Raw genomic sequence first — 25,111 nt, forward strand, 5'->3', positions numbered from 1 at the left:
TGATATGCAGCAATTAATTGATAACCCGGTTCATCAAGAAAAAATACTAACGACCTTGTACTTAATTCGCCTGCTAGAAGAAAAAATTGCTGAAAAATATAGCGAAGGAAAAATGCGTTGTCCAACTCATTTATCTATAGGTCAAGAAGGTGTACCTTCAGCGTTATCACCTTTATTAAGTCATGCTGATTATGCCGTTTCTACTCATCGATCGCATGCTCATTATTTAGCAAAAGGTGGCTGCCCAAACGCCATGATCGCTGAAATTTATGGTAAAGCCACAGGTTGTAGTGGAGGCCGTGGTGGCTCAATGCATTTAATTGACGAACGTGTTGGCTTTAAAGGTTCAACCGCTATTGTTGGTAATACAATTCCTATTGGTGTGGGTTTAGCATTAAGCCAAAAATTGCGAAAAGAGTCGAATATTTCGGTTGTATTTGTTGGCGATGGAGCCATTGAAGAAGGTGTTTTTTATGAAGCGGCTAACTTTGCTGCGGTACAAAAATTACCTGTGCTATTTGTTTGTGAAAATAATTTATATTCGGTGTATAGCGATTTAACTAAACGACAACCGCAAGGTCGTCAAATAAATCAAATGGTTAAAGGGTTAGGTCTAACAGCTTATAGCGGTGATGGTAATGATACTGTGGCAAGTTACGCTTTATTTGAAAAAGTCATCAAAGATATTAAACAAGGGCAAGGGCCTGTTTTTGTGGAATTATCTACTTATCGCTGGCGTGAACATTGTGGTCCTAATTATGACAACCAACTAGGTTATCGCTCAGAAGAAGAGTTTTTAGCTTGGCAACAATTAGAGCCAATAGCGCGCTTTGAACACTGGCTATTAAACAATCAATTAATGAGCCAAGAAACGCTAAAAATACATCGTCAAAAAGCTGAACTAAAAGTAGAGCAAGCTTTTAATTTTGCTGAAAGATCAGCTTTTCCTGAGATAAACAAAATGGCGGAACATGTTTATGCAGGAGGAATCGTCCATGCCTAAACATGAGTGCACATTTACTGAAGCTATCAACCAAGCAATGATGATTGCCATGACAACAGACGACGATGTTTTTTGTTACGGTTTAGGGGTTGATGATCCTTTACGTATTTTTCAAACGACTAAAGGCTTAGTGGAAAAGTTTCCTGAGCGTGTTTTTGATATGCCAACGGCAGAAAACGGCATGACGGGGATTGGTATTGGTGCCGCTATTGCAGGCATGAGACCGGTGATGGTTCACCAACGATTAGATTTTTTTCTGCTAGCTTTTGATCAACTTATTAACAGTGCGGCTAAATGGCATTATATGTTTAATGGTCAGCGCAGCGTGCCTATCACCATACGTTTAATTATCGGGCGTGGTTGGGGACAAGGCCCTACTCATGCGCAAAATTTACATGCATTATTTGCTCATATTCCTGGGCTTAAAGTAGTCATGCCTACAACACCACAAGATGCAAAACAAATGTTACTTGAGAGTATCTTTGATAATAATCCAGTCGTATTTTTAGAACACCGTTGGTTACATAATCAAACGGGTTTAGTTGATGATAATGAACAGCTTAATGGGCTTGATTATATACCTATGCAGCAGGCGCGAATTATCGAAACCGGTACTGATGTGACGATAATTTCAATGTCTTATTTAACTGTTGAAGCGATAAAAGCGGTAGCGGCTTTAAAGCAAGAAGGTCTATCAGCAGAATTGATTGACCTTCGTTCAATCAAACCGATAGATTGGCCGACACTTGAAAAATCAGTTTTAAAAACCGGTCGTTTGTTGGTGCTCGATTCAGGGGCAACAACAGGTTCAGTGGCGGGTGAAATAATCGCGCACCTTAGTGAGCAACATTTCGAAAAACTTAAAGCAGCTCCGAAACGTTTGGCAATGCCAGATATTCCTGAGCCAACCAGTTATGGTTTAACAAAAGATTATTATTTTGGCGCGAAAGAAATTGCCGAACATGCCCACTTAATTGTAACTAACCATGATGCTGGCGATATTTATTATGATCTAATAAATAAGGGGCATCATGATGTTCCTGGCGATTATTTTAAGGGGCCTTTTTAATGACATTTGACTTTAAACGATTCCAAGATGAGGGATATTTTATTCATGAGTTTAAACAGTTAAGCGCTTTAGACGAAATACAAAAATTATGTACAAGTTTGTGCCGAGAGACTTTTAAAACTGAGTTTACGGAATTGGCTAAGTATCATGAATTAGTTATCTCAGCTGAGCAACATGACAAGTTTCAATTTTTGGTGTACCAAAAAATTAATGAATTAAAACTTCATCAACAATTTGTTAGTGATAATATCGATTTTTTTATCTCTATAATTGGCCCTGATATTGATTTACAGACCAATACTTATTTACGTATTTCTCGCCCAGGTCAAGAGCTTGATAATATTGGTATGCATCGAGATACTGATTATGGAAATTCTGCTTTTGAAATTTCTATTTCTTTACCTTTGATTACACAAACACAAGGCTGTGGTTTAAATATAGTACCAAAAAGTCACCTTCTTACCGAGCATATAGTGGAACAGGTAAATAGAGAAGATGTTGAAAAAGGCACTAATAAAAATGAAATGGGTTTTTTATATGCCCCGAAACATTTAAAAAACTTACAAGATGAACAATTAAAAAATATTTCTTTGCCGTTTGGTAGTGGTTTAGGTTTTTCACTAGGTCTAATTCATGGACAAAAAGTAAATACAAGTAATATGACGCGCTGGAGTATTGATTTTAGGTTTAAAAATAGTTTTCATCCGATGACTAAAAATTTAAAGAAAGGTTATTACACTAACTTTAATAGAGGTTCAGTAACAGCTTTAGCTGAAGTGTATTATAAAAATAATGAATCTGAGGAAACTTTATTAATTAAACCATGCAACAGTGTGAATAATGATTAAAGTTGGAATTATAGGCCTAGGTTTAGCCGCTACTCATTTTCATATTCCTTTATTGAAAATGGTTGACCCTTTTTTAATAACTTCTGTGTTGAGTAGCAAAACATCCAAAGAAATTGAATCATTGGTTGGTCATGTTAATGTATTTACCTCGTTAACAGATTTTTGCACAAGTCATGATTTTGAACTGGCAATAGTGCTTACTCCAAATTTTTTACATTTTGATCAATGTAAAAAATTATTAATGGCTGGTAAAAACGTGATAGTTGATAAGCCATTTACCGTAACTTTAGCAGAAGCTATTGAGCTAAAGGAACTCGCATCATCACTTGGGCTCTTGTTAACGGTGTTTCATAATCGTCGTTGGGATAGCGATTTTTTAACAATAAAAAAATTGTATGAAGCTAATGCTTTTGGAAGAATTTGCTATTTTGAATCAAGGTTCGATAAATACAGACCTAACATTGCTAAAAAATGGAAAGATCAAAATATATCTGGTTCGGGAATTCTTTATGATTTATTACCACATATAGCAGATCAAACTTTTCAATTATTTGGTTGTCCCCAATATATTTCTGCCACATTAAAATCGCAACGAGAAACCAATTCAGTTTGTGACTATTTTAATGTCAAACTTATTTATTGTGACTTCGATGTGGTTTTAAGAGCGAGCTCTTTTGCCGCTCACACTCCTTTTCGATTTTATATAGAAGGTAACAAAGGCACATTTATTAAAAGTGGTATGGATGTCCAGGAGTCAAATTTGCATCTTGATAACTTTAATAAAAAGGATTGGGTTTCCGAAGATATTAAAAATTCAGGTGTTTTTTATCAAAACGGCTCTGCACAAACGATCACTTCTGTTCAAGGCGATTATCGTTGTTTTTATAACAATATTGCTAATGCACTTTGCGCAAATGGAAGTTTACTGGTCACCGTTGATGATGCGATAGCTGTAATGAAACTCATCGAATTAGCTACTCTCAGTAGCCAAAGTAATCAAGTTATTGCTTGGTCAACTTAACGGAGAAGAATATGGATAATTTTATCTCATTTTATAATGAACAGGGCGTAGTACCAGTAAGACAAAAAATAGATAACGACGACCGAATAAAACACTTTAATCGTAGAATTAATTTATACCGTCAATTGGGTCTTGCACCAGCATTAATTGAAGGTAAAAGTATTTTAGAGTTTGGTCCAGGTTCTGGTGATAATGCTTTATTGACCAGTTTTTTAAAACCTAAATATTATAAGTTAGTTGAAGGATCTCAATCTGGTTTTGATTACATTAGTGAAAGAATGGCCAAAGGCGAATTTCATCCATCTACTATTATTGAAATTGAACATGTGTTAATTCAGGAATATCAAGACGATCGTAGATATGATGTTGTACTGTGTGAAGGTTTACTGCCTGGTCAGGATGAGCCGCAAAAGCTACTTGCTAAGGTAGCCCAATTTGTTAAACCAGGTGGTGTTTTAGTCATAACAACAGCAACTTACGTTTCTTTATTGGCTGAAATTATGCGTAGAATGTTGTTGCCATTTTTTACGGCTGATAATGAAGCTGAAAAGCTAAAAAAGTTGTGTTTATTTTTTGAACGACACCTTGCTCATTTACAGTATGTTAGTCGTCATACCGAAGATTGGGTTTTGGATAGTATTATTCATCCTTGGGGAAAAAATTATCAATTCTCTATAGCTGATGCCGCCAATGAACTTAAGGATAACTTTGAAATTATGGGAAGTAGTCCTAATTTTTATCAAGATTGGCGCTGGTACAAAGAATTAATTAGCAACAACAACCAAACCTTAACTCTTATGCAGCAACAATATCGAGCTGTTGAACTTTCTTTTCTTAATAATAATGAATTCAATCATCAAGAAGAGATCACAATTCAAACCAAAGTGATAGCCTTAATTACGAATATTTATGATCAACACCATGATTTTTGTTTAGGCAATAATCGCGAACAGTGGTCTGTTTTGGCAGGTAACTTGCTTGAGCTAAAAGATATCTTTGAACAATGTAACTTACAAACAGCCGGGGCAATAACAGATTATTTAAAGGGTATAGAGCAAGTATTATCAGGTCAAAAAATTGAACAGGTTGATTTTGCTAGTTTTGAGTCTTTTTGGGGACGTGGTCAACAGTATATGAGTGTCGTTAAAACAATAAAATTCTAAGTAGGTTAGCATGCACAAATGTGGATTATGTAAAAAAACATCATTAATAAATGTTATTGATTTAGGTGAAACGCCGATTGCTCATGAATTTTCAACAACTAAAGAACAAGCATTAGCACGACAAAAACACCCTATGTCACTTTTAGTTTGTGATGCTTGTGGGATGGGGCAATTAGCAGAAGTTATTGATCCTAAGATACTTTATTCAGAATATAATTTTTGTTTTAGCTCTTGGAAAAAACAGCCTCATATAGAAGATGAATGCCATAAGTTAACACGCTATTTATCATCGGGAACTATTGTTGAAGTTGGTTGTAATGATGGTTTGTTTTTATCAAAAATTGCCCAATATGGTGATTTTAAATGCATAGGTATTGAGCCTAATAAAGTTACGTCAGCGCTTGCTCGAGATAAAGGCTTTGAGGTTATCAATAAATTTTTTGATCAAGCGATTGTTAATGAATTATCTGGGCGAAAAGTTGATGTTTTGTTTGCACGTCAAGTAATGGAGCATATTCCCAATGTGGAAAGTTTTTTAGTTTCGGTTAATCAGTTGCTTGATATCGGCGGATATATTGGCATTGAAGTACCCAATACTGAAATTGCTTTAAAAACTGGCGATGTTAGTTGTTTGTGGGAAGAGCACGTTAACTATTTTACGCCAAGTAGTCTAAAAGTAGCATTACAAGGGACGGGTTTTAAAGTTGTTGAGCAAGCTACTTATCAATTTAGTGGTGAAGCTGTTTTTATGTTGGCGGTAAAAGAGAGTCATACTAAAAGTTTTAGTATTAACTCATCAGAAGATATTAGTTTATACCTTGGTTATGAGTCACTCGTTAATGAATATAAAACATTATTAAAAGCTAAAATATTACATTATAAAAAACAGGGTTATGAAATAGCACTTTATGGTTCAGGTTGTCGTTCATCGATGATTTATCATGGCTTGTCACTTTCGGGGGAGATTGATTTAATTATTGATGATCAAAAAGAAAAACAAGGCTTGTTTATGTCGGCAAGTGAGCTTGCAATTCAAAGTTTAGCGTCATTGCCGCAAGATAAAAAATATCTGTTTATTTTGTCGGTTAATCATGAAAATGACGCGATTGTGAGCCAACATATTTTAGCGAGATGTTTTAATGAGGTTAAAATTGTTTCAGCGCATTCACCTGTCAATATTATCAATGAAATTAAGTGCTTAACCTAATGAAAGAATTGACAAAAGAGTTAGTTAAAATTAATGATGAAGTTTTTTATTTATCTGATGAGGCTGCTAGTATTACCGATAAGCATTTTTTATTTTTAAGTAAACAAGCCGCTAACAATAACCGCAAGAGGTGCCGAATTTGTACGCATCAATCAGCAGGTGCTGTATTGCATGAAATGTTCATTATGCATAGTAAAGGTAATTATGTTCCACCCCATGCTCACTCTAATAGCGATGAATCGTTAACTTTAATAAAAGGTGAAGGAGCTATGTTTTTTTATGATGAGGGTGGTAATGTTACACGCGTTATTTATTTAAATGTTGATGAAAATGAAGGAGCCTCTTATGTTAGAACGCCAAAAGGAGTTTTTCATTCATTATATATTTTAAGTGATGAGTTTCTATTTAAGGAAGCTGTCTTAGGTCCTTTCGAACGAAGTAATATGGTTGAAAGCACCTTTGCACCCAAGGAAGGTGATGTGGAAAATGTGAAAGCATTTTTATTAAACTGCCAAGAAGAATTACAACGAGTATTAAAATATGACCGTTAATTTAAAAAAATTAGAATCTTGTCGAGCTTGTCATAGTCAGCATTTGAATAAAGTTATTGATTTTAATCACACGGGCATTGCTGATGATTATTTTAAAGAGCAGGATAATGAAGGAGTATATCCTTTAGCTTGTCTTCTTTGTCACGAATGCGGGCTATTACAACTTGAATATGTGGTTGATGCATCGGCCATTTATGATAATTATATTTATGTTTCAACTTCCTCACCTGGTTTAGATTCCCACTTTAAACAGTATGCCGAATCAAGCGCACAATATTTGTCATTAACATCACAAAGTAAAGTGTTAGACATTGGCTGTAATGATGGCATGTTACTTAAACATTTTGAGGCTTTGAATTGCCAAGTTTTTGGTATTGAACCTTCTGTTCAAATAGCACATTCCCTTAATGAGTATGGTATTCAAACTTATAATAGTTACTTAAATTCAGATATTGTAGAGCAGATCAATGGCGAAGTTGGTAAGTTTAATCTTGTAACTTCAAATAATGTTTTTGCTAATGTAGATGATATTTTAAGCTTTGCTAATAATGTTGTTTCATTGCTAGAAGAAGATGGTGTTTGGATAGTAGAGACAGGCTATCACTATAGCCTGATAGAAAATTTTGTTTTTGATAATATTTATCATGAACATCTATCATACTTTTCGGTAACGACTTTTCAACATTTTTTTGACTCGATTGGTTTGGCGTTATTTCATGTTGAAAAAATAGCGAGTAAAGGTGGTTCAATTAGAGTTTATGCGGGCTTTAAAAATCACGTTCGACACATTAATCATTCAGTAAATACTTTTATCGAAAAAGAGAAAGCATTCGGACTGTTTCGGTTAGAAACCTATCACGAGTACATGCAACGTATTCACTCCTTAAAAAAGGATGTTCAGCAAGAACTAAAACAATTAGTTGCAGAAGGTAAAAAAGTGGTTGGCTTTGGAGCATCGGCAACGGTAACAACTGTTATTTCGGTATTAGGCATTGCTGAATACCTAACCTACTTAGTCGATGATAACCCTATAAAACATAATACATTTAGTCCCGAATATAGAATTCCAGTTTATTCATCAAACAAACTAAATAATGATTCTCAAGCATGTATTGTTATTTTACCTTGGCGATTTGCGGATATGTTTATTAATAAAAATAAACGACACCTGCTTAGTGGTGGTAGTTTTGTAAAAATTATTCCTAATGTAGAAGTTGTTCAAAAATAAAATTAAATATTATTAAAAAGAGAGAACTATGGAACCAAGATTTCATTCAACAGTATCTGGTGGATTAACTTCTAGAGTTAGTTTGTTGCAGTTCATTCGAGCTTTTATGTATTCATCTAATATCCCTGATGGCTATATTATGGAATTTGGTGTTTTAAATGGAGGCTCATTAATTGAGACATATAATATTTTACGTGGGCGTTTAACTCATATGTATGGTTTTGATTCTTTTGAAGGCTTACCTGAGCTATCAGAACAAGATCAATTGTCTTTAGATTTAATGCCAATCTTTCATCAAGGTAATTTTAAGTCAGGATCGGTTGATTTTGTTGAGAAAAATATTTTAGCAAGCACAGGGGGATTAACGTCAGAATCTTTATCCTTAGTAGAAGGTTTTTATAATAAAACACTACCCGTATTTGACAAGACTCAACTTAACGATAAAGGGCCATGCTTATTGGCGCATGTGGATTGTGACCTTTATTCATCATCATGTGATGTTTTTCAATTTTTAGATAGTATTGTTGAAACAGGAACTTGGTTATTACTTGATGATTACTGGTGTTATAAAGGATCCCCTAAACATGGCCAACGTAAAGCTTTTGATGAATGGATAGCCGATTCCTCAAGGGTTGGAGCCACGGAATATTGCTCTTATAACGGCTTTAGTAAAGCATATTTATTACATCTGAAATAGAGGTTTGAGTTGAATGCAGTTAACTGAAAAGCAATTTGAATTTTTTCAAGCCCATGGCTATTTAGTACTTAAAAATGTTTTAAATGATGATTTGTTATATCAAGTAGATGAAATTGTTGATACTTGGGTTAGTGAAATGTTGTTAGACTGGCAGAAAAACGGTTTTTATATTGATGAAATGTTATTAAAGCTAGGAGCTAAAAAAAACTTTTTAGAATTATGGAAAAAAGCTGGTTTTGTTAACTTTCGACGCAGACCTAATAAATATTTAATTAATGATGCTATGTTTGAATTAATGAATAATGAGGTCTTTGTTCAACTTGCTCAAAAATTACTCTCGCAAAAAAAACTGTCAATGCATGGCATATTTAACGCTAGATGCCAATTACCTAATGATAAAAGAACTGAAACACCAATTCATCAAGATTCACAGTATTGGTTACTCGATTATGGTGAGGGAGATCAGTCTGAAATGATCCCAAACCATAAGTTAGTGACATTTTGGTTTCCACTTCATGATGTTAATGAAAATAATGGTGCTATGCAGGTAATTTCACGAACAGAGTTTGGTAATAAATTATTTGATGCTTTTGATTATGATTATAAAAATACCGGGTATTTTGGCTTATCGCCGGATGACTTATCCCATCATAATTTACAACCCATCCCTTTAAATAGAGGAGATTTGTTAGTTTTTGATCACTTAGTTCCTCATGGTGCTTGTCAAAATATATCTGATGATGTGAGGTGGTCGCTTGATTTCCGTTATGAATTAGCCGAAAGCAGACCGAATATAGGCGAAAAGTTTGGTTTTAACGTTGTTGATAGTGCACTAAAATCACAAGAAAAAGCTAAGTGGTTAGCTAAAGCTTTAAAGTAGTTTATTCTTATTATTTGAGTTTAAGATATGCAAGTTGATATAAAATTGAATAATCATTTAATGGAATTTTTAAATGGAAAGCAGGGATATTTTGTTTCGGGAATGTCTAGCGAAGAATTGAATACCATTAAAAGCTTAATTGAAAAGCAATATAGCGCTAGAATATTAAATGAATATAAAAAACATTCATTTGAACTCGATATTTTACCTATGAATAGATATCACTTGATAAGCGAATCAATCGAACATAAGAAATTATGGCCTAAATCAGCACGCATTTTAGGGCCTAACGCCTTTGAAACAGTCACTCAACTTCCTTTTTTTCAAGCGCTTAAGCAGCAATTAAATATTAAAGCTGTAGCTACCGAAGAAGGTTGCGGCTGGCAAGAAATGTATTGGCGAATAGTTCGCCCAGGGGGAAGTGATATTGGTGATTTTCATGCTGATCGCTGGTTTTGGGATTTAGGTCATGGCGAAATGCCCGAAGGCATGCGACGCTTAAAAATATGGTTGGCTATTGATGTGGTTAAAGGTAAAAGTGGTTTGTGTGTTATTCCTGGGTCGCATTTAAAACATGACTGGCAATATCATGGTGAAGTGGATCACACCGGTATTGCAAAACCAAAGTTTGATGAAGATATTTCTCAGTTAGATATCCTAAATGTACCAATGCAGTCAGGAGATTTTATTGTTTTTCATGATGATTTAATTCACCGTGGTATGGTTAATCATTCTGATCAAACTCGCGTGAGTTTAGAAGCTACGTTATTAATTCCTGAGACTTAACTATGAAAATTTCTGCCGCTATTTTAGAACAAATTAATCAACCGTTAGCTATTTACCATGATATTGAAACTCCTCAACTAAAAGCAGGGCAAGTATTGGTTAAAATACATTATGCCGGTCTTTGTCATAGTCAATTAATGGAATCACGAGGTGGTCGTGGTGAAGATAAGTATTTACCGCACATGCTAGGCCATGAAGGGGTTGGTGAAGTTGTTGAACTTGGCGCTGCGGTTAATAAAGTAGCGGTGGGGGAGCAGGTTGTTTTAGGTTGGATTAAAGGTGAAGGCCTTGATGCCGGTGGCAGCGTTTATCAGCAAGGTCAACGTTCAATAAATGCTGGTGCAGTCACGACTTTTTCAAACTATGCCGTTGTCTCCGAAAACCGTTTAGTGACCTTACCTAACAATTTTAATCAAAAAACAGCGGTGTTATTGGGCTGCGCCTTGCCCACGGGAGCAGGTATTGTGTTAAATCAATTACAACCAGAGGCTGGAAGCTCGGTGGTTGTTTTTGGTTTAGGTGGTATAGGTTTAAGTGCTTTATTGGCGTTAAATCACTTTTCGCCCAAGCAAGTGATTGCGTTTGATGTGGAAGAAAATAAATTAGCCCTAGCCAAAGAATTAGGGGCAACCCATACTTACTTAGCTAATGGTGCGGGTATTGCCCAGTTTTTTGCTGAGTTTCCCAATGGGGTTGATTATGCCGTTGAAGCCGCGGGTCAAGTAGACACCATTGAAACGGCTTTTTCGCTTATTAAACGCGGTGGCGGCCAATGTATTTTTGCTTCTCATCCAAAAAGTGGCGAAAAAATCGCATTAGATCCTTTTGAGCTCATTTGCGGTAAACATATTCAAGGGAGTTGGGGCGGCGCTTCAAAACCTGATCAAGATATCCCCATTCTTGTTGATATTATTAATAAATATCAATTACCAGTAGAAAAACTGTTATCAAATGAATATAGTTTAGAGCAAATAAATATCGCCTTAGATGATTTAGCCGAGCGAAAAATCATTCGAGCATTAATTAAACTTAGTTAATTGGGTAAATAGCCCAAGAGAAGATACGCCATGCTAATTTCATTGGAAGAATTAACACAAACCCGAGCTAAACTGGGTAAGTTAGTGCTAGTAACTGGCGACTTTAATATTCTCCATCCAGGCCATATTCGACTGTTACGTTTTGCCAAAGAATGTGGCGATACCCTGATTGTTGGTGTTAATGCTGACGCGTTATTAGCACAAACAAATTATAACGACGAAGTGCATCGCTCCGATATTGTCGCTTCGCTAGAATTTGTTGATCATTGTTTTTTAAATAGCTTATCTGCCATGGAGCTTATTCAGCAGTTGAAACCTAATATGGTTGTGAAAGGCAAGGAATATGAAGATAAGGTTAACCCAGAAAAGTCCACCATTGAGCAATGCGGTGGTAAGCTTATTTTTAGTTCTGGTTACACCCATCAAAGCTCAGCTTCAGTTTTTCATCAACGTCAACATCAATTGGTGTTAAATACCGAAATTTTAGCGGATTACATGAAGCGCCATGATATCACTCGAGCCCATATTGATAGTTTAATTGATAATTTTTCAGCATTACGAGTCTTGGTGATAGGCGATACCATTGTTGATGAATATATGCAGTGTAATGCAGTTGGTATGTCGCAAGAAGACCCAACCATTGTTGTAACGCCAGATGAAAAAAAATTATTTTTAGGTGGCGCAGGTATTACTTCAGCCCATGCAAAAGCGCTTGGTGCGAAGAGCGTTTCGTTTTATACCGTGTTAGGTGACGATGACGCAGCCATCTATAGTTATGACAAAATGCGTGAATATCAACTTGATGCGCGCACTTTTGTTGATGATACTAGGCCAACTACACAAAAACGTCGTTATCGTGTGGGTAATAAAACTTTATTACGCGTAAATGATTTTCGTGAACATGATATTGGTACTGATATTCAAGAAGCTATCATGTGCAAGTTAGCAAGCGAGATAGATCATATTGATCTGGTAATATTTTCAGACTTTAACTACGGCGTATTACCCCAGCCGTTAGTTGATGCTGTTGTTGAGCTCTGTAATGAAAAGAAAGTGATGATTGCAGCTGATAGTCAAACATCATCACAGGTGGGGGATATTTCACGTTTTAAACATGTTGATCTGATCACGCCAACCGAGCGTGAAGTGAGAGTTGCTTTAAATAACCCGCGTGATGGTTTGGTGATATTAGCAGATAAACTTCATCAAAAAATGAAATGCCCCAATATTATTGTCACCTTGGCTGATGAAGGGGCATTATTACACATGGTTGATAGTGGAAAAATTCATCATTGGCAAAATGATAAAATCCCTGCGCTTGCAATGAATGCCGTGGATCCGGCTGGCGCTGGTGATTGTATGTTAGCGGCCACTGCGATGTCGTTAGTCAGTGGTGGAAATTTGTGGCTTTCTTCATTAATAGGCTCTGTTGCAGCAGCATGTCAGGTGTCAAAAGTGGGTAATCAACCACTGAGTCATCAAGAATTAAAAGCTGCCTTGCGATTATTATCTTAAAAAGTTAATGAGTAAAACAATGCACTCAACAGTCAAAAACTCGGTAAATAAGCCAGCCAACATTACTACCGCATTACTTTTATCTGCGGGTTTTGGTACCCGCTTACGACCGATAACCGACACCATCCCTAAGTGTTTAGTACCAATTAACGGCAAACCGTTATTACAGATTTGGTTGGAGCAATTAACCCATATAGGTATTACCAAGTTTATTATTAATAGTCACTATTTAGCCGAAAAAGTCGCTGAATTTATTGAAAACTCAGCATTTCGAGAGCAAGTGACCATTTTTCATGAGCCGGAACTGTTAGGCACTTTAGGTACCCTAAAAGCGACGAAGTCTTATTGGCAAGATGAAAATTTGTTAATTGCTCATGCTGATAACTTATGTTTTGCGAGTTGGCCTACGTTTTTTGAACGTTTTCATCAGCGCCCTAAAAATTGTTTAGGTACCATGATGTTGTTTGAGTCAGATAACCCTAAAAGTTGTGGTGTCGTCACGTTAGACGAGCAGCAACGCTTGCTCGAGTTTTTTGAAAAAATAGAAAAGCCACCAACAAACTTAGCGAATGCCGCTATTTATTTGTTCGATAAAACACTGGCAACCTTTATAGAGCAATTATCTCTCCAAGGTACGGATATTAGTTATGACCTAATGCCAAAGCTATTAGGTAAAATGAATACTTGGTTAAATGATGGCTATTTACGTGATATCGGTAATCCCGAAAGTTTGGCAATTGCTGAACAGTATGTGGCTTCGCTTAATCGCAAAAGTGATTAAATAAGGCTTACTATGACACAAGCATTACAGGCCGATTTTTTAATTATTGGCGCGGGTATTATTGGGTTAACTATTGCGCGCGAGCTGAAACAACAAAAGCCCAAGGCGACTATGTTAATTATCGATAAAGAGCCTTCCAGTGTGGAGCATGGTAGTGGTCGTAATAGCGGTGTTATTCATGCGGGTTTTTATTATCCGGCCGATTCATTAAAAGCAAAACTCACCTGCCAAGGTAATCGCGAATTAACCAAGTATTGCCTTGATAATGGTATCAAGGTTAATCAATGTGGCAAGTTGGTGGTGGCGCAAAGTGAAGCGGATATCGCCGGTATTTATGAGCTTGAAAAACGAGCGCTTGCCAATGGTGTTGAGGTCAATGTGGTTGATGAACAGCAAGCCTCAGCGATAGAGCCAAATGCAAAAACTAGCCAAGTCGCGTTATATTCACCGAATACTGCCAGTGCAAACCCTAGTGATGTAACTAATCATATTGCTAATGAATTAGTTAATTTAGGCGTGAAAATTCAATATCATTGTGGTTTTCAACGTTGCTTAGCTAATAATCGAATATTGACGACTGATCAGCAAATAATTGAAGCTAATACTATTATTAATTGTGCTGGCCTGTATGCCGATAAAATTGCCAAACAGTTTGGTTTTTCTGAGCATAACGTTATTATTCCGTTTAAAGGTATTTACCTTAAATATCAAGGACAAGATAAACCGATCAGCACCAATATTTATCCGGTACCTAATTTAAATAACCCTTTTTTAGGTGTTCATTATACGGTTACTGTTGATCAGCAAATAAAAATCGGACCAACGGCCATTCCGGCATTGTGGCGAGAAAACTACCAAGGCTTAGCCAACTTTCAATGGCAAGAAATGGTGGAAATTTTAAGTTATGAAATGCGTTTGTTTTTTGGCGACCATTTTAATTTTCGCACGTTAGCTTTTGAAGAGCTGAAAAAATATAACCGTGAACACTTTACTAAGCTTGCGGGAAATATGCTGCATAATATTGATACAACCAAATTTACTCAGTGGACAAAACCAGGGATCAGAGCCCAATTACTCAACACTAAAACCATGACACTAGAGCAAGACTTTATTATTGAAAGTGATGAGCACAGCATTCATATTTTAAATGCGGTATCGCCGGCATGGACCAGTAGTTTTCCTTTTGCTAAACATGTAGTAAATAATTACCTCACATAAAAAGGGGCTAATAAAGCCCCCTTGGTGTTTTAATGTTAGCTATTGATAATGTAATAACTAAAAACTAAAAACGGAAAACTAAAAACGGAAAACGGCACTAACAGTAGTTAAATTATCACCATCACCATTCACATAAGATAAATCGACTCCTACTTGATTATTAAAAAAGTGACCGGCAGACACTTCAAAGTCTGTATGGCTACCGTTTTCATCATAGTCGTTATAAGCAACACCTAAACCCAGATAGGTTTTAGGAGAGAAATAATAATCAGCGTTGGCGCTATAACTGTTAAACTCACCATCATCATCGCTTATTTCAGCATTAAAGCTGATAAAATTATTATTGCTTAAATTAGCGATTAACTTATAACCTAATGTTAGGTTGTAAGTTGAGTCGCCATCATCAATATCATTATTTTGATAATTTAAATAGATGGCACTGTTAGGTGTTAAATAAGCACCACCACCAATGCCAAACACGTTAACGTTGTCAGTTGTGGTATACAGGCCATTAAGGTAGTAAGTCTCATTAAGCATACCTTGACCAAATACTGAATAAGCAGTGTCGCTGTCATTCGCATCTAAGTAGGTGAGGGCACCACCAATAAAAGATGACTTATTTAGAAAGGCTGCTTCAGCCCAAGGACCTTTATTCACCGATTGTTGCTCGAAGTGATGAGTAAAGCCCGCCATTAAGATATCAATATTGTCGGTGTGCATATAACCGAGCTCAGCTTCTTGCTGAAAGGTATTCGCTTGTGCCAAGGTGCTAATACTTAAACTTGTTAGGCTTAGTAAAATAGAAGAGGAGATAAGAGTCAGTTTTTTCATTTTAAATATTCCATTGTTTATTAAATGTTCCATGACATGTTTTGTAACAAAAAATTCATTAATTAATATTAATAATCAATTGCTTACAGAGTTCGTATTGTAAAATAATTTGCCCTGCTGAGATAGTGTTTTTTACAAGGTCATTTTTATGACGCCTAGTGTCAATTTATTGTTGATTATTTTGGGTGGCTAGCTAAGATGTAGTTATTATTAGAATAAATTAGAAATATGCGATGCAAGGTCATAAGAATATACTGGTTGTTGATAACGATCCCCTCAGACGTCAGCAATTAGAAACGGTACTTTCTTTTGTTGGCGAACATTATATTGCCTGCACCGAAGAACAGCTTAATGAGTTTTACGCCGAGGCTGCGCCAATATTAACCGTCATCATTACCGGCGATATCGGCGAAGAAGTCAGAGGTTTTATTAAACAGCAACCGCAAACGCCATTTATTACTCACGATTGTTTAGATCATAGTCAGTTTGCTGAAACCATTAATGTTATTGGTAATTTATCGGTGCCGTTAAATTACGCCAAACTGACCGAGTTAATTCACCATTGCCACCAATATCATAATAAATTGCCATTAAAGTCAGGTCGTGGCCCAGGTCATAATCCATTATTTCGTTCTTTAGTTGGTATTAGTGAACCTATGCAACAGGTGCGCTTTTTAATTGAGCAAGTTGCCTCAACCGCAGCCAATGTTTTAATTTTAGGTGAGTCGGGTACAGGTAAAGAAGTCGTGGCGCGTAATATTCATAATTTATCGGAGCGGGCTAAAGCGCCGTTTGTACCAGTTAACTGTGGTGCTATTCCGGGAGAATTATTAGAAAGTGAATTATTCGGCCATGAAAAGGGCGCTTTTACTGGCGCTATTTCTACCCGTAAAGGTCGTTTTGAATTAGCCGAAGGTGGTACCCTGTTTCTTGATGAAATTGGTGATATGCCCCAACCAATGCAAGTAAAATTATTACGAGTATTACAAGAGCGCACGTTTGAACGTGTAGGTGGTGCTAAAAGCATTAAAGCGAATGTGCGAATTGTAGCAGCGACACATCAGCATCTTGAAGAAATGATAAAAAATAATGATTTTCGTGAAGATCTTTATTATCGCTTGAATGTTTTTCCTATTGAAACGCCAGCGCTACGTGAACGCAAAGAAGATATCCCCTTATTGATCAAAGAACTGATGACGCGCTTTGAGCATGAGCAAAGTAAATCTGTTCGTTTTACCGATCGCGCAATCGCTTCTTTAATGGAGCATCCATGGTCTGGTAATGTGCGAGAACTATCAAATTTAATTGAGCGGATGATTATTATGTATGGTGAGCAAGTCGTTGATGTTAGCGAATTGCCAGCGAAATATCGCCATATTGATATTGAAGAATACCAGCCGGAATATCCTGAAGAATTACAAGAAAGGGAAGCGATTAACGAGCTATTTGCCGGTTTTGATTATGATGACTACGATGAAAGTGATAGTGACTATGGTAATGACGGCGCTACTGTAGCGCATGATAGCTTGCCAGATGAAGGCATTAATTTAAAAGAATACCTTGCCGATTTAGAAGTGTCGCTGATCAATCAAGCATTAAGTAAAAGTGATGGCGTTGTTGCCCGCTCAGCTGAGTTATTAGGCATGAGAAGAACAACCTTAGTTGAAAAAATGAAAAAGTACGATCTGCAAAAATAACGCTTAATTAACCGCTTACATGTGATAAATAGGCATTAAAAACGTAAATATTTTGTCTAACCTTTGAAATAATTTACGTTTTTAATGAAAGCGGCATAAACATGAACGTTTAAGCAGCAATCGGATTTTTATTAACCACACCCGATATACCTTCTGTTATCGCTAATTGATAAGCGTCTAACAATACCTCATGATTAATATCAGAAACATCTTCGAGCAACTCTTGTTGGTTAATAACAATATTATCCCAGCCTTTGTTGTTCATATATTCTTCAATAGATGTTAATTGTTCGTCTAAATTTTCATTTTGACAAAATAGATTAAATTCATATTTATTACCTTTAACAATGTCGTTTTGATCACGCATTGACTCTGCAAAACCACTTAGTACTAACATAGTGATAACTCCTCTTTAATATTTTCAGCATGTTGTTACAGTACTAGCTACAGCACATCTTACGCCAAAATTATTAACTGTATGATAAGTAACATTTTATTTTGTTGTTTGTCGATAATGTTTGCCTAAGTATTACCCTAAGTTTAGTTATTCTAGATTAAAGAGCCAAACTATTGACATTCATTATATTTATCCTCTAATTAACTGAAAAATATAAATAAAAGTTGTATGGCATACAAAATGCTTTATTCAGGAAAAATGTTTTTGAGTAAAAATTATGACATTCGCTTTTAACGCCACAGCAGAAGAACATCAACAGCAAGACTTTTGGTCAAGTCAGCAAGATAAGTTATCGTTTGAAACTTATCCTGGTGAATTAGCTGAACTACGCCAGCAATGTTATCAACAAAAACAAGTAATTGAAGCTATGCCCACGGGGTTAGTTATTCTCGATGGCAACGGTATTGTTGTTAAGGTGAATAAAGTGGCACGTAGTTTTTTAGACGAGCCTATCATGGGGCAAGCTTGGTTTGACGTTATTAAACGTTCATTCAAACCTCGTGCCGATGATTGGCATGAAGTGTCATTAAAAGATGGTAGACGTGTAAAACTTGAAATATCGCCACTTGATAATCAACCGGGCCAATTGATTGTTATCACCGATTTAACCGAAACCCGTTTGTTACAAGATAAAATAAGCCAGATGCAGCGGTTATCATCGCTTGGTCGTATGGTTTCATCTTTAGCACATCAAATTAGAACACCTTTATCTGCCGCTATGTTATATGGTGCCAATTTAGCGACTCCTAATTTAAGCATTGAATCAAAAAGAAATTTTCAAAGTAAATTAATGTCTCGCTTACAAGATCTTGAAAGCCAAGTTAATGACATGCTGTTGTTTGCTAAAAGTGGTAAAGACCAATTAGTTGAGCCAATGAGCATAAATGCTTTAATTCAAGAAGTTAGCCAAGGTATGGACGGTTTAATAAAAAAAGCGAATGCCGAGCTGATTGTTAAACCTTGTCAGCATGACTGTCAAATTATTGGAAATAAAAGCGCTTTATCGGGTGCGATACAAAATTTAGTACAAAATTCGTTACAAGCTACGCCAACGCAAGCAGTAATTACCATTGAAACGGCTTGTTACGATGAGCATGTTTTTATCAATATTAAAGATAATGGCAAAGGCATTGATAGTGAACTGGCGGATAAAATTTTTGAACCCTTTTATACCTCAAAAATTAACGGCACAGGATTAGGCTTAGCGGTTGTTAAATCTGTGGTGAAATCACATCAGGGTGAAATTCGTTTATTAGCCACTCCTGATCGAGGTGACGAAAATAGCGGCGCAGAATTTTCAATTCGTTTGCCTTTAACAACAGCCAAGCTAAAGGCTACTGAGTTAAACAGCAATACAGAAAAGGTTAATTCATCAAGTACTTTGGAGGATCAACATGAGTAACAGTAAAATATTAGTTGTTGAAGACGACGCAGGTTTACGTGAAGCACTGGTTGATACTTTGTTATTGGCCGGTTTTCAGTGTGTAGAAGCTGACTCTGGCGAATCAGCTTTGTTATTGCTAAAACATACGACGGTTGATTTAGTTGTCTCTGATGTACAAATGCCAGGCATGAGTGGTTTAGCGTTATTAAAAAGTATTAAAAGTACTTTACCTAATTTGCCAATTTTAATGATGACAGCTTACGGTACCATTAATGATGCCGTACAAGCGATCAAAGATGGCGCGTGTAATTATATGGCGAAGCCGTTTGCGCCAGAAGTATTGTTAAACATGGTCAATCAATATGTGCCTTTGCAGTCAAGTTCAACAACAGACCCTATTGTTGCTGATCCTGCCAGTAAAGAATTATTAAAGCTTGCAAAAAAAGTAGCAACAACAGATGCCTCAGTGATGGTCTTAGGACCAAGCGGTTCAGGTAAAGAGGTCTTAGCGCAATACATTCATGCCAATTCACCACGGGCAGAGCAAGCCTTTGTAGCGATAAACTGTGCCGCTATCCCTGAAAATATGCTCGAAGCAACCTTGTTTGGTTATGAAAAAGGTGCTTTTACTGGAGCCATTCAATCATGCCCAGGTAAGTTTGAACAAGCGCATGGTGGTACTATTTTATTAGATGAAATCACCGAAATGGATTTAGGTTTACAAGCGAAAATATTGCGTGTGTTACAAGAGCGAGAAGTAGAGCGCTTAGGTGGACGTAAAACGATTAGCTTAGATGTTCGGGTGATCGCCACCAGTAATCGTAATTTAAAAGAAGCGGTACAAGATGGGATTTTTCGTGAAGATTTATACTATCGCTTAAATGTTTTTCCATTAACCTGGTTGCCCTTAGCTGAGCGTCGTGCTGATATTTTACCGTTAACTAAACATTTAATTGAACGTTATTGTCAAAAATCAGGCGAACAAATTCCTGAGTTGAGTGTTAACGCTCGCAATAAATTAACCGCATATAACTGGCCGGGTAATGTCCGAGAATTAGATAATGTGGTACAGCGTGCAATGATCTTACACAGTGAACACTGTATTACTTCTGGTGATATCTTAATTGAACAGTTTGATAGCGCGATTATTGGCGATGATAAACGAGAGCACGAAAGCATAGCTCCAGAAACCAACGATTTGTTAGGCAATGAATTAAAACAACAAGAGCATCAAATTATTTTAGAAACGTTATTGTCTTGTCGTGGTAGTCGTAAAGATGTTGCTGATAAATTAGGGATCAGCCCAAGAACATTGCGTTATAAAATTGCCAAAATGCGTGAGTCAGGTATTGAAATACCGGCTTAAAAGCCAGAAGCAATAAGCCAGAAGCTGCAAGCCAGAAGCCAGAAGCCACAAGCCAAAAGTCAGAGGCTGCAAGCGACAAGTTATTAGTTATGAGGTTGAAAGCCTGAAGCCATAAGCTAGAAGCGGGAAAGCTAAAAGTTAAAGGCGGGTATAAATGTTTAAACTAGCAGTAAAATCTATAACAGCAAGTGGGTATTATTATCTGCTTGCTGTTTATTAATAATACACTGTCAAAAATATCGCTTTAATATCTACATCATTATTCCTCTGTATATCTATAAAAATCCCTTTTGAAACAAACTGTTAAAATACTTAATTCGTTTGGCATTAAGCTTGCTTTATCATAGTTAATTAATGAATTACAAGAAATTGACACAAGCGAGTTCATCATGGATATCAAAGGCAATTCTTTATACGCACAAATGCAATCAATGGCATTGCAAGCAACACAATCACAACAAATTGCGCCGTTAAATCATGACGTTTCAGGTATACAACCAGTCAATAAGTCAGGCAGTAACTTCGGCCAGTTATTACAAGATGCGGTTGGCAAAGTAAATGAATTACAAATGGATACGGGTGCTAAGCGTAAAGCGTTTGAATTAGGTGATGACAGTGTAACACTCGCCGATACCATGATTGCTTCGTCTAAATCAGGTATCGCTTTTGACGCTACCGTGCAAGTGCGTAATAAATTTGTTGAAGCATATAAAGAAATCATGAGTATGCCTGTTTAGGCTAGCGGAGAAAGATAGTGGCTGATAATACAACAGGCATGGTGGCAAGCGACAATAACGACCTTGTTGCCTCAGATTCGAATGACTCCGTAGAAGAGCGTAAATCAGGTTTTTCTTCTTTTATGGGTAATGTTGATGTGTTACGTCAAGTGACCTTGATCATGGCGTTAGCTATTTGTTTAGCCATTGCTGTCTTTGTTATTATGTGGGCTAATCAACCGGATTATCGCTTTTTAACTAAGTTGCCGACTGAACAATTAATCAAGACCATGGATTTTCTTGACGCCAATAATGTTGATTATCTTCAAGAAAATAACACGATTTCAGTACAGGTTGATCATTACTCTGAAGTTAAGCTATTAATGGCCAGAGAAGGTTTAACCAACGAACCAACCGCCGGCTCAGACATCTTAATGCAAGATATGGGCTTTGGTGTTAGTCAGCGCTTAGAAGGTGAGCGATTAAAACATGGCCGAGAGCAACAACTCGCTCGTACCATTGAAGATTTACAATCAGTGTCAAAAGCGCGTGTATTATTAGCTATACCCCGCGATAATGTGTTTGCTCGTAAGGCAAAAAGTCCTTCAGCTACCATAGTGTTAACCTTACAACGTAATCGATTATTATCAGAAGAAGAAGTTGACTCTGTTGTTGATATTGTCGCTTCTGCGGTACAAGGCTTAACCCCTAATCGTGTCACTGTTACCGATCAAAATGGTCGCTTATTGAATTCTGGCTCACAAAATTCCGTGTCATCACGTTCACGTAAAGAATTAGAAATAGAGCAAAAACGCGAAAAACAATACATGGACAAAATTGATACTATTTTGATCCCTGTGGTTGGTTTAGGTAATTATACTGCGCAAGTTGATGTTAGTATGGATTTTACCAATACCGAAGAAACTCAGCGCCGTTATAACCCTGATCTTCCTGCCTTACGTAGTGAAATGAAAGTGGAAGACAGCTCTATTGGTGGTGGTTTAGGTGGTATTCCTGGAGCCTTAACTAATCAACCGCCATTAGAATCAGATATTCCTGAAAATGCGACAGGTGGCGATCAGCAACGTGCTATGCCGTCACGCAAACACAGTGAAACAACACGTAATTACGAATTAGATGAAGCCATCAGCTATACTAAACAACAAACTGGCGTTATTAGACGGATCAGTGTTTCTGTGGCGTTAGATTATATCGAGCAAACCAATGCAGAAGGTAAAGCTGAAGCAACACCACGTTCAGTGCAAGAGCTGGCGAATATTCGTCGTTTATTACAAGGCAGTATTGGCTTTGACTTACAACGTGGTGACAGTTTAGAAGTGGTGACTTTACCTTTTTCTAAATCAGAGTTTGATACGGTTGAAGAATTACCTATCTATGAAAAGCCTTGGTTCTTAAAAACCGTTAAATTAGTGATGGGTGGTTTGATCATTATCGTTTTGATCTTTGCTGTGGTTCGTCCAATGTTGAAACGCTTATTACATCCAGAGCAAACACCATCAGATTATGGTGAAAAATCGCTGGATTCACATGTTGACCTTGGTGACGAAACCATGGACATGTTAAGAACAGAATTTGATGAAGCAGCTGTTGGTTTTGCACCAGATGGTAGCCTACAATTACCAGACTTACATCGCGATGAAGATGTATTAAAAGCCGTTCGGGCATTAGTTGCTAATGAACCTGAATTATCCTCTCAAGTAGTAAAAAGTTGGTTGACAGAAGATGAGTGATGAAAGCCAAGAGCTAGCCCCAGTTCAGTCAGGGTTTGATGTTGAAAAACTTGACGGTGTAGAAAAAGCGGCAATTTTATTATTAAGTTTGTCGGAAGAAGACGCTGCGCAAATTCTTAAACACTTAGAGCCTAAACAGGTTCAACAAGTGGGTATTGTCATGGCTGGCATGGAAGATTTTACCCAACAAAAAATTACCGCGGTTCATAAATTATTTATTAATGAAATCCAAAACTTCTCAACTATCGGTTTCCAAAGTGAAGAGTTTGTTCGTAAAGCATTAACGGCGGCACTTGGTGAAGATAAAGCCGGTAATTTGATCGACCAAATTGTTATGGGTAGTGGTGCTAAAGGTTTGGACTCATTAAAATGGATGGACTCAAAACAAGTTGCCAACATCATCCGCAACGAGCATCCTCAAATTCAAACCATTGTACTTTCGTATTTAGATCCAGAGCAATCAGCTGAAATTTTAGGTCAGTTCGCAGACAAAGTACGTCTTGATTTAATGATGCGTATTGCCAACTTAGAAGAAGTACAACCGGCAGCATTACAAGAATTGAATGAAATCATGGAGAAACAGTTTGCTGGTCAAGCTGGTGCTCAAGCTGCGAAAATGGGTGGCTTAAAAGCCGCTGCCGATATTATGAACTATTTAGATACCAATGTTGAAGGTATGTTAATGGATTCTATTCGTGAGCACGATGAAGAAATGAGTCAACAAATTCAAGACTTGATGTTTGTCTTTGAAAACTTAGCGGAAGTTGATGATCGTGGTATTCAGGCAATCTTACGTGAAGTACAACAAGATGCACTAATGAAAGCGATCAAAGGTGCTGACGATGCATTGAAAGACAAAATTCTTAGTAATATGTCAAAACGTGCTGCTGAAATGCTGGCAGATGATCTTGAAGCTATGGGGCCGGTACGTATTAGTGAAGTTGAAGCGGCACAAAAAGAAATTCTTTCTGTGGCACGCCGATTGTCTGATGCCGGTGAAATTATGCTTGGTGGCGCAGGCGGTGGTGAAGAGTTCTTATAACTACAATTAGCTAGAAGCTAGAAGCGGTAAACCTGAAGCCTGAAGCATACCGCAGCCCTAAAAGAATTTAACGAGTAGTGACATGAGTAATAATAAACCAACAGCAGAAGACGAGTTAGACCTTTGGCATATTCCTGATGTCCAAGAAGAAGAGGTTGATGACGGCAGTACCAATGCATTTGGTTTAAAAAATAACTGGCGCTTTGAACCGCCTGAACAGGAAGAAGAAGAGCCAGCGCCATTAACCGCGCAAGACATTGACAATATTCGTCAAGCAGCATTTGACGAAGGCTTTAGTGAAGGCAAAGAAGAAGGTTTTGCCAAAGGTTATGAAGAAGGCAAAAGCCAAGGCCATGAACAAGGGGTTACTGACGGTAAAGCTGAAGGACTTACTCAAGGCTTAGAGCAGGGCGAAAAGCAAATTGAAGAATTAAGTACGCATTGGCAAAGTTTAGTGGATGATTTACATAAGCCTATCGAAAAAGTTCAAGGCAATGTAGAGCAACAATTGTTAACTCTGTTAGTACAGTTGGTGGAAGCGGTGACTTTACAAGAAGCGAAAGCCAATCCGGATATTCTCTTAGCTGCCATCAGTGAAGGTATCAAAGCATTGCCTTTACAAGAGTCGAAAACCCAAATTTATTTAAATCCAATCGATATCAAAATGGTTGAAGCTCAGTTTGGTCAAAGCCATATTCAAGAACATGGCTGGCGTTTATTACCAGCGCCGCATGTTGATATGGGCAGTTGCCAGATTGAAAACAGCACTTCAAATATTGATCTGACCATAAAGTCACGATTAAAAGAAGTGTTGGACTCCTTTTTGCAAGATTCATTACACCAAGAATAACGCCAAAAAACGC

At 37.0% G+C, this 25,111-nt stretch carries 24 protein-coding genes; 22 read left to right on the plus strand and 2 right to left on the minus strand.

Annotated elements, in window-relative coordinates:
• Positions 1-4 precede the first annotated feature (4 nt).
• The 15 genes from ACSLUO_RS13590 to lhgD are packed head-to-tail and all read left to right on the plus strand — an operon-like array spanning position 5 to position 15,004.
• Positions 5-1,003, plus strand: a complete 999-nt coding sequence (locus ACSLUO_RS13590) for a thiamine pyrophosphate-dependent dehydrogenase E1 component subunit alpha (RefSeq protein WP_448249244.1) — start codon at positions 5-7, stop codon at positions 1,001-1,003.
• Positions 996-2,072: an alpha-ketoacid dehydrogenase subunit beta gene (locus tag ACSLUO_RS13595; protein ID WP_448249246.1), complete on the plus strand. Its 1,077-nt coding sequence runs from the start codon at positions 996-998 to the stop codon at positions 2,070-2,072. The genes ACSLUO_RS13590 and ACSLUO_RS13595 overlap by 8 nt, the downstream gene beginning before the upstream one ends.
• Positions 2,072-2,920, plus strand: coding sequence for a 2OG-Fe(II) oxygenase family protein (locus tag ACSLUO_RS13600; protein WP_448249248.1), 849 nt, complete (start codon positions 2,072-2,074; stop codon positions 2,918-2,920). Before ACSLUO_RS13595 ends, ACSLUO_RS13600 begins: the two co-directional genes overlap by 1 nt.
• A complete protein-coding gene (locus ACSLUO_RS13605; RefSeq protein WP_448249249.1) occupies positions 2,913-3,941 on the plus strand; it encodes a Gfo/Idh/MocA family oxidoreductase in 1,029 nt (342 codons plus the stop codon). Before ACSLUO_RS13600 ends, ACSLUO_RS13605 begins: the two co-directional genes overlap by 8 nt.
• 11 nt (positions 3,942-3,952) lie before the next feature.
• Positions 3,953-5,104, plus strand: a complete 1,152-nt coding sequence (locus tag ACSLUO_RS13610; RefSeq protein WP_448249251.1) for a class I SAM-dependent methyltransferase — start codon at positions 3,953-3,955, stop codon at positions 5,102-5,104.
• 10 nt (positions 5,105-5,114) lie between these two features.
• Positions 5,115-6,311: a class I SAM-dependent methyltransferase gene (locus ACSLUO_RS13615; protein ID WP_448249253.1), complete on the plus strand. Its 1,197-nt coding sequence runs from the start codon at positions 5,115-5,117 to the stop codon at positions 6,309-6,311.
• Positions 6,311-6,862 (plus strand): WbuC family cupin fold metalloprotein, encoded by a 552-nt coding sequence (locus ACSLUO_RS13620; protein WP_448249255.1) that lies wholly within the window; start codon positions 6,311-6,313, stop codon positions 6,860-6,862. The genes ACSLUO_RS13615 and ACSLUO_RS13620 overlap by 1 nt, the downstream gene beginning before the upstream one ends.
• Complete coding sequence (locus ACSLUO_RS13625; protein WP_448249257.1) at positions 6,852-8,090, plus strand: class I SAM-dependent methyltransferase; 1,239 nt, start codon at positions 6,852-6,854, stop codon at positions 8,088-8,090. Before ACSLUO_RS13620 ends, ACSLUO_RS13625 begins: the two co-directional genes overlap by 11 nt.
• A gap of 28 nt (positions 8,091-8,118) precedes the next feature.
• A complete protein-coding gene (locus ACSLUO_RS13630; RefSeq protein WP_448249259.1) occupies positions 8,119-8,787 on the plus strand; it encodes a TylF/MycF/NovP-related O-methyltransferase in 669 nt (222 codons plus the stop codon).
• A 13-nt stretch (positions 8,788-8,800) separates the two neighbouring features.
• A complete protein-coding gene (locus ACSLUO_RS13635; RefSeq protein ID WP_448249261.1) occupies positions 8,801-9,667 on the plus strand; it encodes a phytanoyl-CoA dioxygenase family protein in 867 nt (288 codons plus the stop codon).
• Positions 9,668-9,694: 27 nt separating this feature from the next.
• Positions 9,695-10,453 carry a phytanoyl-CoA dioxygenase family protein gene (locus tag ACSLUO_RS13640; RefSeq protein WP_448249263.1) on the plus strand — a complete coding sequence of 253 codons (759 nt, stop codon included), beginning with the start codon at positions 9,695-9,697 and terminating at the stop codon, positions 10,451-10,453.
• Between the two features lie 2 nt (positions 10,454-10,455).
• Positions 10,456-11,490, plus strand: coding sequence for an alcohol dehydrogenase catalytic domain-containing protein (locus ACSLUO_RS13645; protein WP_448249265.1), 1,035 nt, complete (start codon positions 10,456-10,458; stop codon positions 11,488-11,490).
• A 30-nt stretch (positions 11,491-11,520) separates the two neighbouring features.
• The gene (locus ACSLUO_RS13650; RefSeq protein WP_448249266.1) at positions 11,521-13,005 is read left to right on the plus strand and encodes a PfkB family carbohydrate kinase; all 1,485 of its coding nucleotides are present in this window, start codon (positions 11,521-11,523) and stop codon (positions 13,003-13,005) included.
• A gap of 19 nt (positions 13,006-13,024) precedes the next feature.
• Entirely contained in the window at positions 13,025-13,786 is a 762-nt protein-coding gene (locus tag ACSLUO_RS13655) for a nucleotidyltransferase family protein (RefSeq protein WP_448249268.1), read from the plus strand.
• 12 nt (positions 13,787-13,798) lie between these two features.
• Positions 13,799-15,004, plus strand: a complete 1,206-nt coding sequence (lhgD, locus tag ACSLUO_RS13660; protein WP_448249270.1) for an L-2-hydroxyglutarate dehydrogenase — start codon at positions 13,799-13,801, stop codon at positions 15,002-15,004.
• Between the two features lie 78 nt (positions 15,005-15,082).
• Here lhgD and ACSLUO_RS13665 read toward each other — a convergent pair whose 3' ends face one another.
• A complete protein-coding gene (locus ACSLUO_RS13665; RefSeq protein WP_448249271.1) occupies positions 15,083-15,835 on the minus strand; it encodes a putative porin in 753 nt (250 codons plus the stop codon).
• A 233-nt stretch (positions 15,836-16,068) separates the two neighbouring features.
• Between ACSLUO_RS13665 and ACSLUO_RS13670 the strand changes: the two genes are divergently transcribed.
• A complete protein-coding gene (locus ACSLUO_RS13670; protein WP_448249273.1) occupies positions 16,069-17,532 on the plus strand; it encodes a sigma-54 dependent transcriptional regulator in 1,464 nt (487 codons plus the stop codon).
• A 109-nt stretch (positions 17,533-17,641) separates the two neighbouring features.
• On the opposite strand, the gene ACSLUO_RS13675 is transcribed toward ACSLUO_RS13670, so the two are convergent.
• The gene (locus tag ACSLUO_RS13675) at positions 17,642-17,929 is read right to left on the minus strand and encodes a hypothetical protein (protein ID WP_448249275.1); all 288 of its coding nucleotides are present in this window, start codon (positions 17,927-17,929) and stop codon (positions 17,642-17,644) included.
• 277 nt (positions 17,930-18,206) lie between these two features.
• Between ACSLUO_RS13675 and ACSLUO_RS13680 the strand changes: the two genes are divergently transcribed.
• From ACSLUO_RS13680 to fliH, 6 genes are all read left to right on the plus strand, one after another.
• Positions 18,207-19,391 carry a sensor histidine kinase gene (locus ACSLUO_RS13680; protein WP_448249277.1) on the plus strand — a complete coding sequence of 395 codons (1,185 nt, stop codon included), beginning with the start codon at positions 18,207-18,209 and terminating at the stop codon, positions 19,389-19,391.
• Positions 19,384-20,739 (plus strand): sigma-54-dependent transcriptional regulator, encoded by a 1,356-nt coding sequence (locus ACSLUO_RS13685; protein WP_448249279.1) that lies wholly within the window; start codon positions 19,384-19,386, stop codon positions 20,737-20,739. Before ACSLUO_RS13680 ends, ACSLUO_RS13685 begins: the two co-directional genes overlap by 8 nt.
• Positions 20,740-21,128: 389 nt before the next feature.
• A complete protein-coding gene (gene fliE / locus ACSLUO_RS13690; protein ID WP_448249281.1) occupies positions 21,129-21,476 on the plus strand; it encodes a flagellar hook-basal body complex protein FliE in 348 nt (115 codons plus the stop codon).
• 38 nt (positions 21,477-21,514) lie between these two features.
• On the plus strand, positions 21,515-23,206 hold the full coding sequence (fliF, locus tag ACSLUO_RS13695) for a flagellar basal-body MS-ring/collar protein FliF (protein WP_448249349.1): 1,692 nt from the start codon (positions 21,515-21,517) through the stop codon (positions 23,204-23,206).
• A complete protein-coding gene (gene fliG / locus ACSLUO_RS13700; RefSeq protein WP_448249282.1) occupies positions 23,199-24,248 on the plus strand; it encodes a flagellar motor switch protein FliG in 1,050 nt (349 codons plus the stop codon). The genes fliF and fliG overlap by 8 nt, the downstream gene beginning before the upstream one ends.
• Before the next feature lie 82 nt (positions 24,249-24,330).
• A complete protein-coding gene (gene fliH / locus ACSLUO_RS13705) occupies positions 24,331-25,098 on the plus strand; it encodes a flagellar assembly protein FliH (RefSeq protein WP_448249284.1) in 768 nt (255 codons plus the stop codon).
• Positions 25,099-25,111: the final 13 nt, after the last annotated feature.

This window comes from Thalassotalea agariperforans, assembly GCF_053470345.1.

Coding starts and splice junctions, on each gene's coding strand:
- fliH (WP_448249284.1), top strand. CDS start 24,331: ATGAGTAATAATAAACCAACAGCAGAAGACGAGTTAGACCTTTGGCAT.
- ACSLUO_RS13625 (WP_448249257.1), top strand. CDS start 6,852: ATGACCGTTAATTTAAAAAAATTAGAATCTTGTCGAGCTTGTCATAGT.
- ACSLUO_RS13680 (WP_448249277.1), top strand. CDS start 18,207: ATGACATTCGCTTTTAACGCCACAGCAGAAGAACATCAACAGCAAGAC.
- ACSLUO_RS13655 (WP_448249268.1), top strand. CDS start 13,025: ATGCACTCAACAGTCAAAAACTCGGTAAATAAGCCAGCCAACATTACT.
- ACSLUO_RS13610 (WP_448249251.1), top strand. CDS start 3,953: ATGGATAATTTTATCTCATTTTATAATGAACAGGGCGTAGTACCAGTA.
- fliE (WP_448249281.1), top strand. CDS start 21,129: ATGGATATCAAAGGCAATTCTTTATACGCACAAATGCAATCAATGGCA.
- ACSLUO_RS13590 (WP_448249244.1), top strand. CDS start 5: ATGCAGCAATTAATTGATAACCCGGTTCATCAAGAAAAAATACTAACG.
- ACSLUO_RS13600 (WP_448249248.1), top strand. CDS start 2,072: ATGACATTTGACTTTAAACGATTCCAAGATGAGGGATATTTTATTCAT.
- ACSLUO_RS13645 (WP_448249265.1), top strand. CDS start 10,456: ATGAAAATTTCTGCCGCTATTTTAGAACAAATTAATCAACCGTTAGCT.
- fliG (WP_448249282.1), top strand. CDS start 23,199: ATGAGTGATGAAAGCCAAGAGCTAGCCCCAGTTCAGTCAGGGTTTGAT.
- ACSLUO_RS13670 (WP_448249273.1), top strand. CDS start 16,069: ATGCAAGGTCATAAGAATATACTGGTTGTTGATAACGATCCCCTCAGA.
- ACSLUO_RS13615 (WP_448249253.1), top strand. CDS start 5,115: ATGCACAAATGTGGATTATGTAAAAAAACATCATTAATAAATGTTATT.
- ACSLUO_RS13605 (WP_448249249.1), top strand. CDS start 2,913: ATGATTAAAGTTGGAATTATAGGCCTAGGTTTAGCCGCTACTCATTTT.
- ACSLUO_RS13665 (WP_448249271.1), bottom strand. CDS start 15,835: ATGAAAAAACTGACTCTTATCTCCTCTTCTATTTTACTAAGCCTAACA.
- ACSLUO_RS13675 (WP_448249275.1), bottom strand. CDS start 17,929: ATGTTAGTACTAAGTGGTTTTGCAGAGTCAATGCGTGATCAAAACGAC.
- fliF (WP_448249349.1), top strand. CDS start 21,515: ATGGTGGCAAGCGACAATAACGACCTTGTTGCCTCAGATTCGAATGAC.
- ACSLUO_RS13630 (WP_448249259.1), top strand. CDS start 8,119: ATGGAACCAAGATTTCATTCAACAGTATCTGGTGGATTAACTTCTAGA.
- ACSLUO_RS13650 (WP_448249266.1), top strand. CDS start 11,521: ATGCTAATTTCATTGGAAGAATTAACACAAACCCGAGCTAAACTGGGT.
- ACSLUO_RS13595 (WP_448249246.1), top strand. CDS start 996: ATGCCTAAACATGAGTGCACATTTACTGAAGCTATCAACCAAGCAATG.
- lhgD (WP_448249270.1), top strand. CDS start 13,799: ATGACACAAGCATTACAGGCCGATTTTTTAATTATTGGCGCGGGTATT.
- ACSLUO_RS13640 (WP_448249263.1), top strand. CDS start 9,695: ATGCAAGTTGATATAAAATTGAATAATCATTTAATGGAATTTTTAAAT.
- ACSLUO_RS13635 (WP_448249261.1), top strand. CDS start 8,801: ATGCAGTTAACTGAAAAGCAATTTGAATTTTTTCAAGCCCATGGCTAT.
- ACSLUO_RS13620 (WP_448249255.1), top strand. CDS start 6,311: ATGAAAGAATTGACAAAAGAGTTAGTTAAAATTAATGATGAAGTTTTT.
- ACSLUO_RS13685 (WP_448249279.1), top strand. CDS start 19,384: ATGAGTAACAGTAAAATATTAGTTGTTGAAGACGACGCAGGTTTACGT.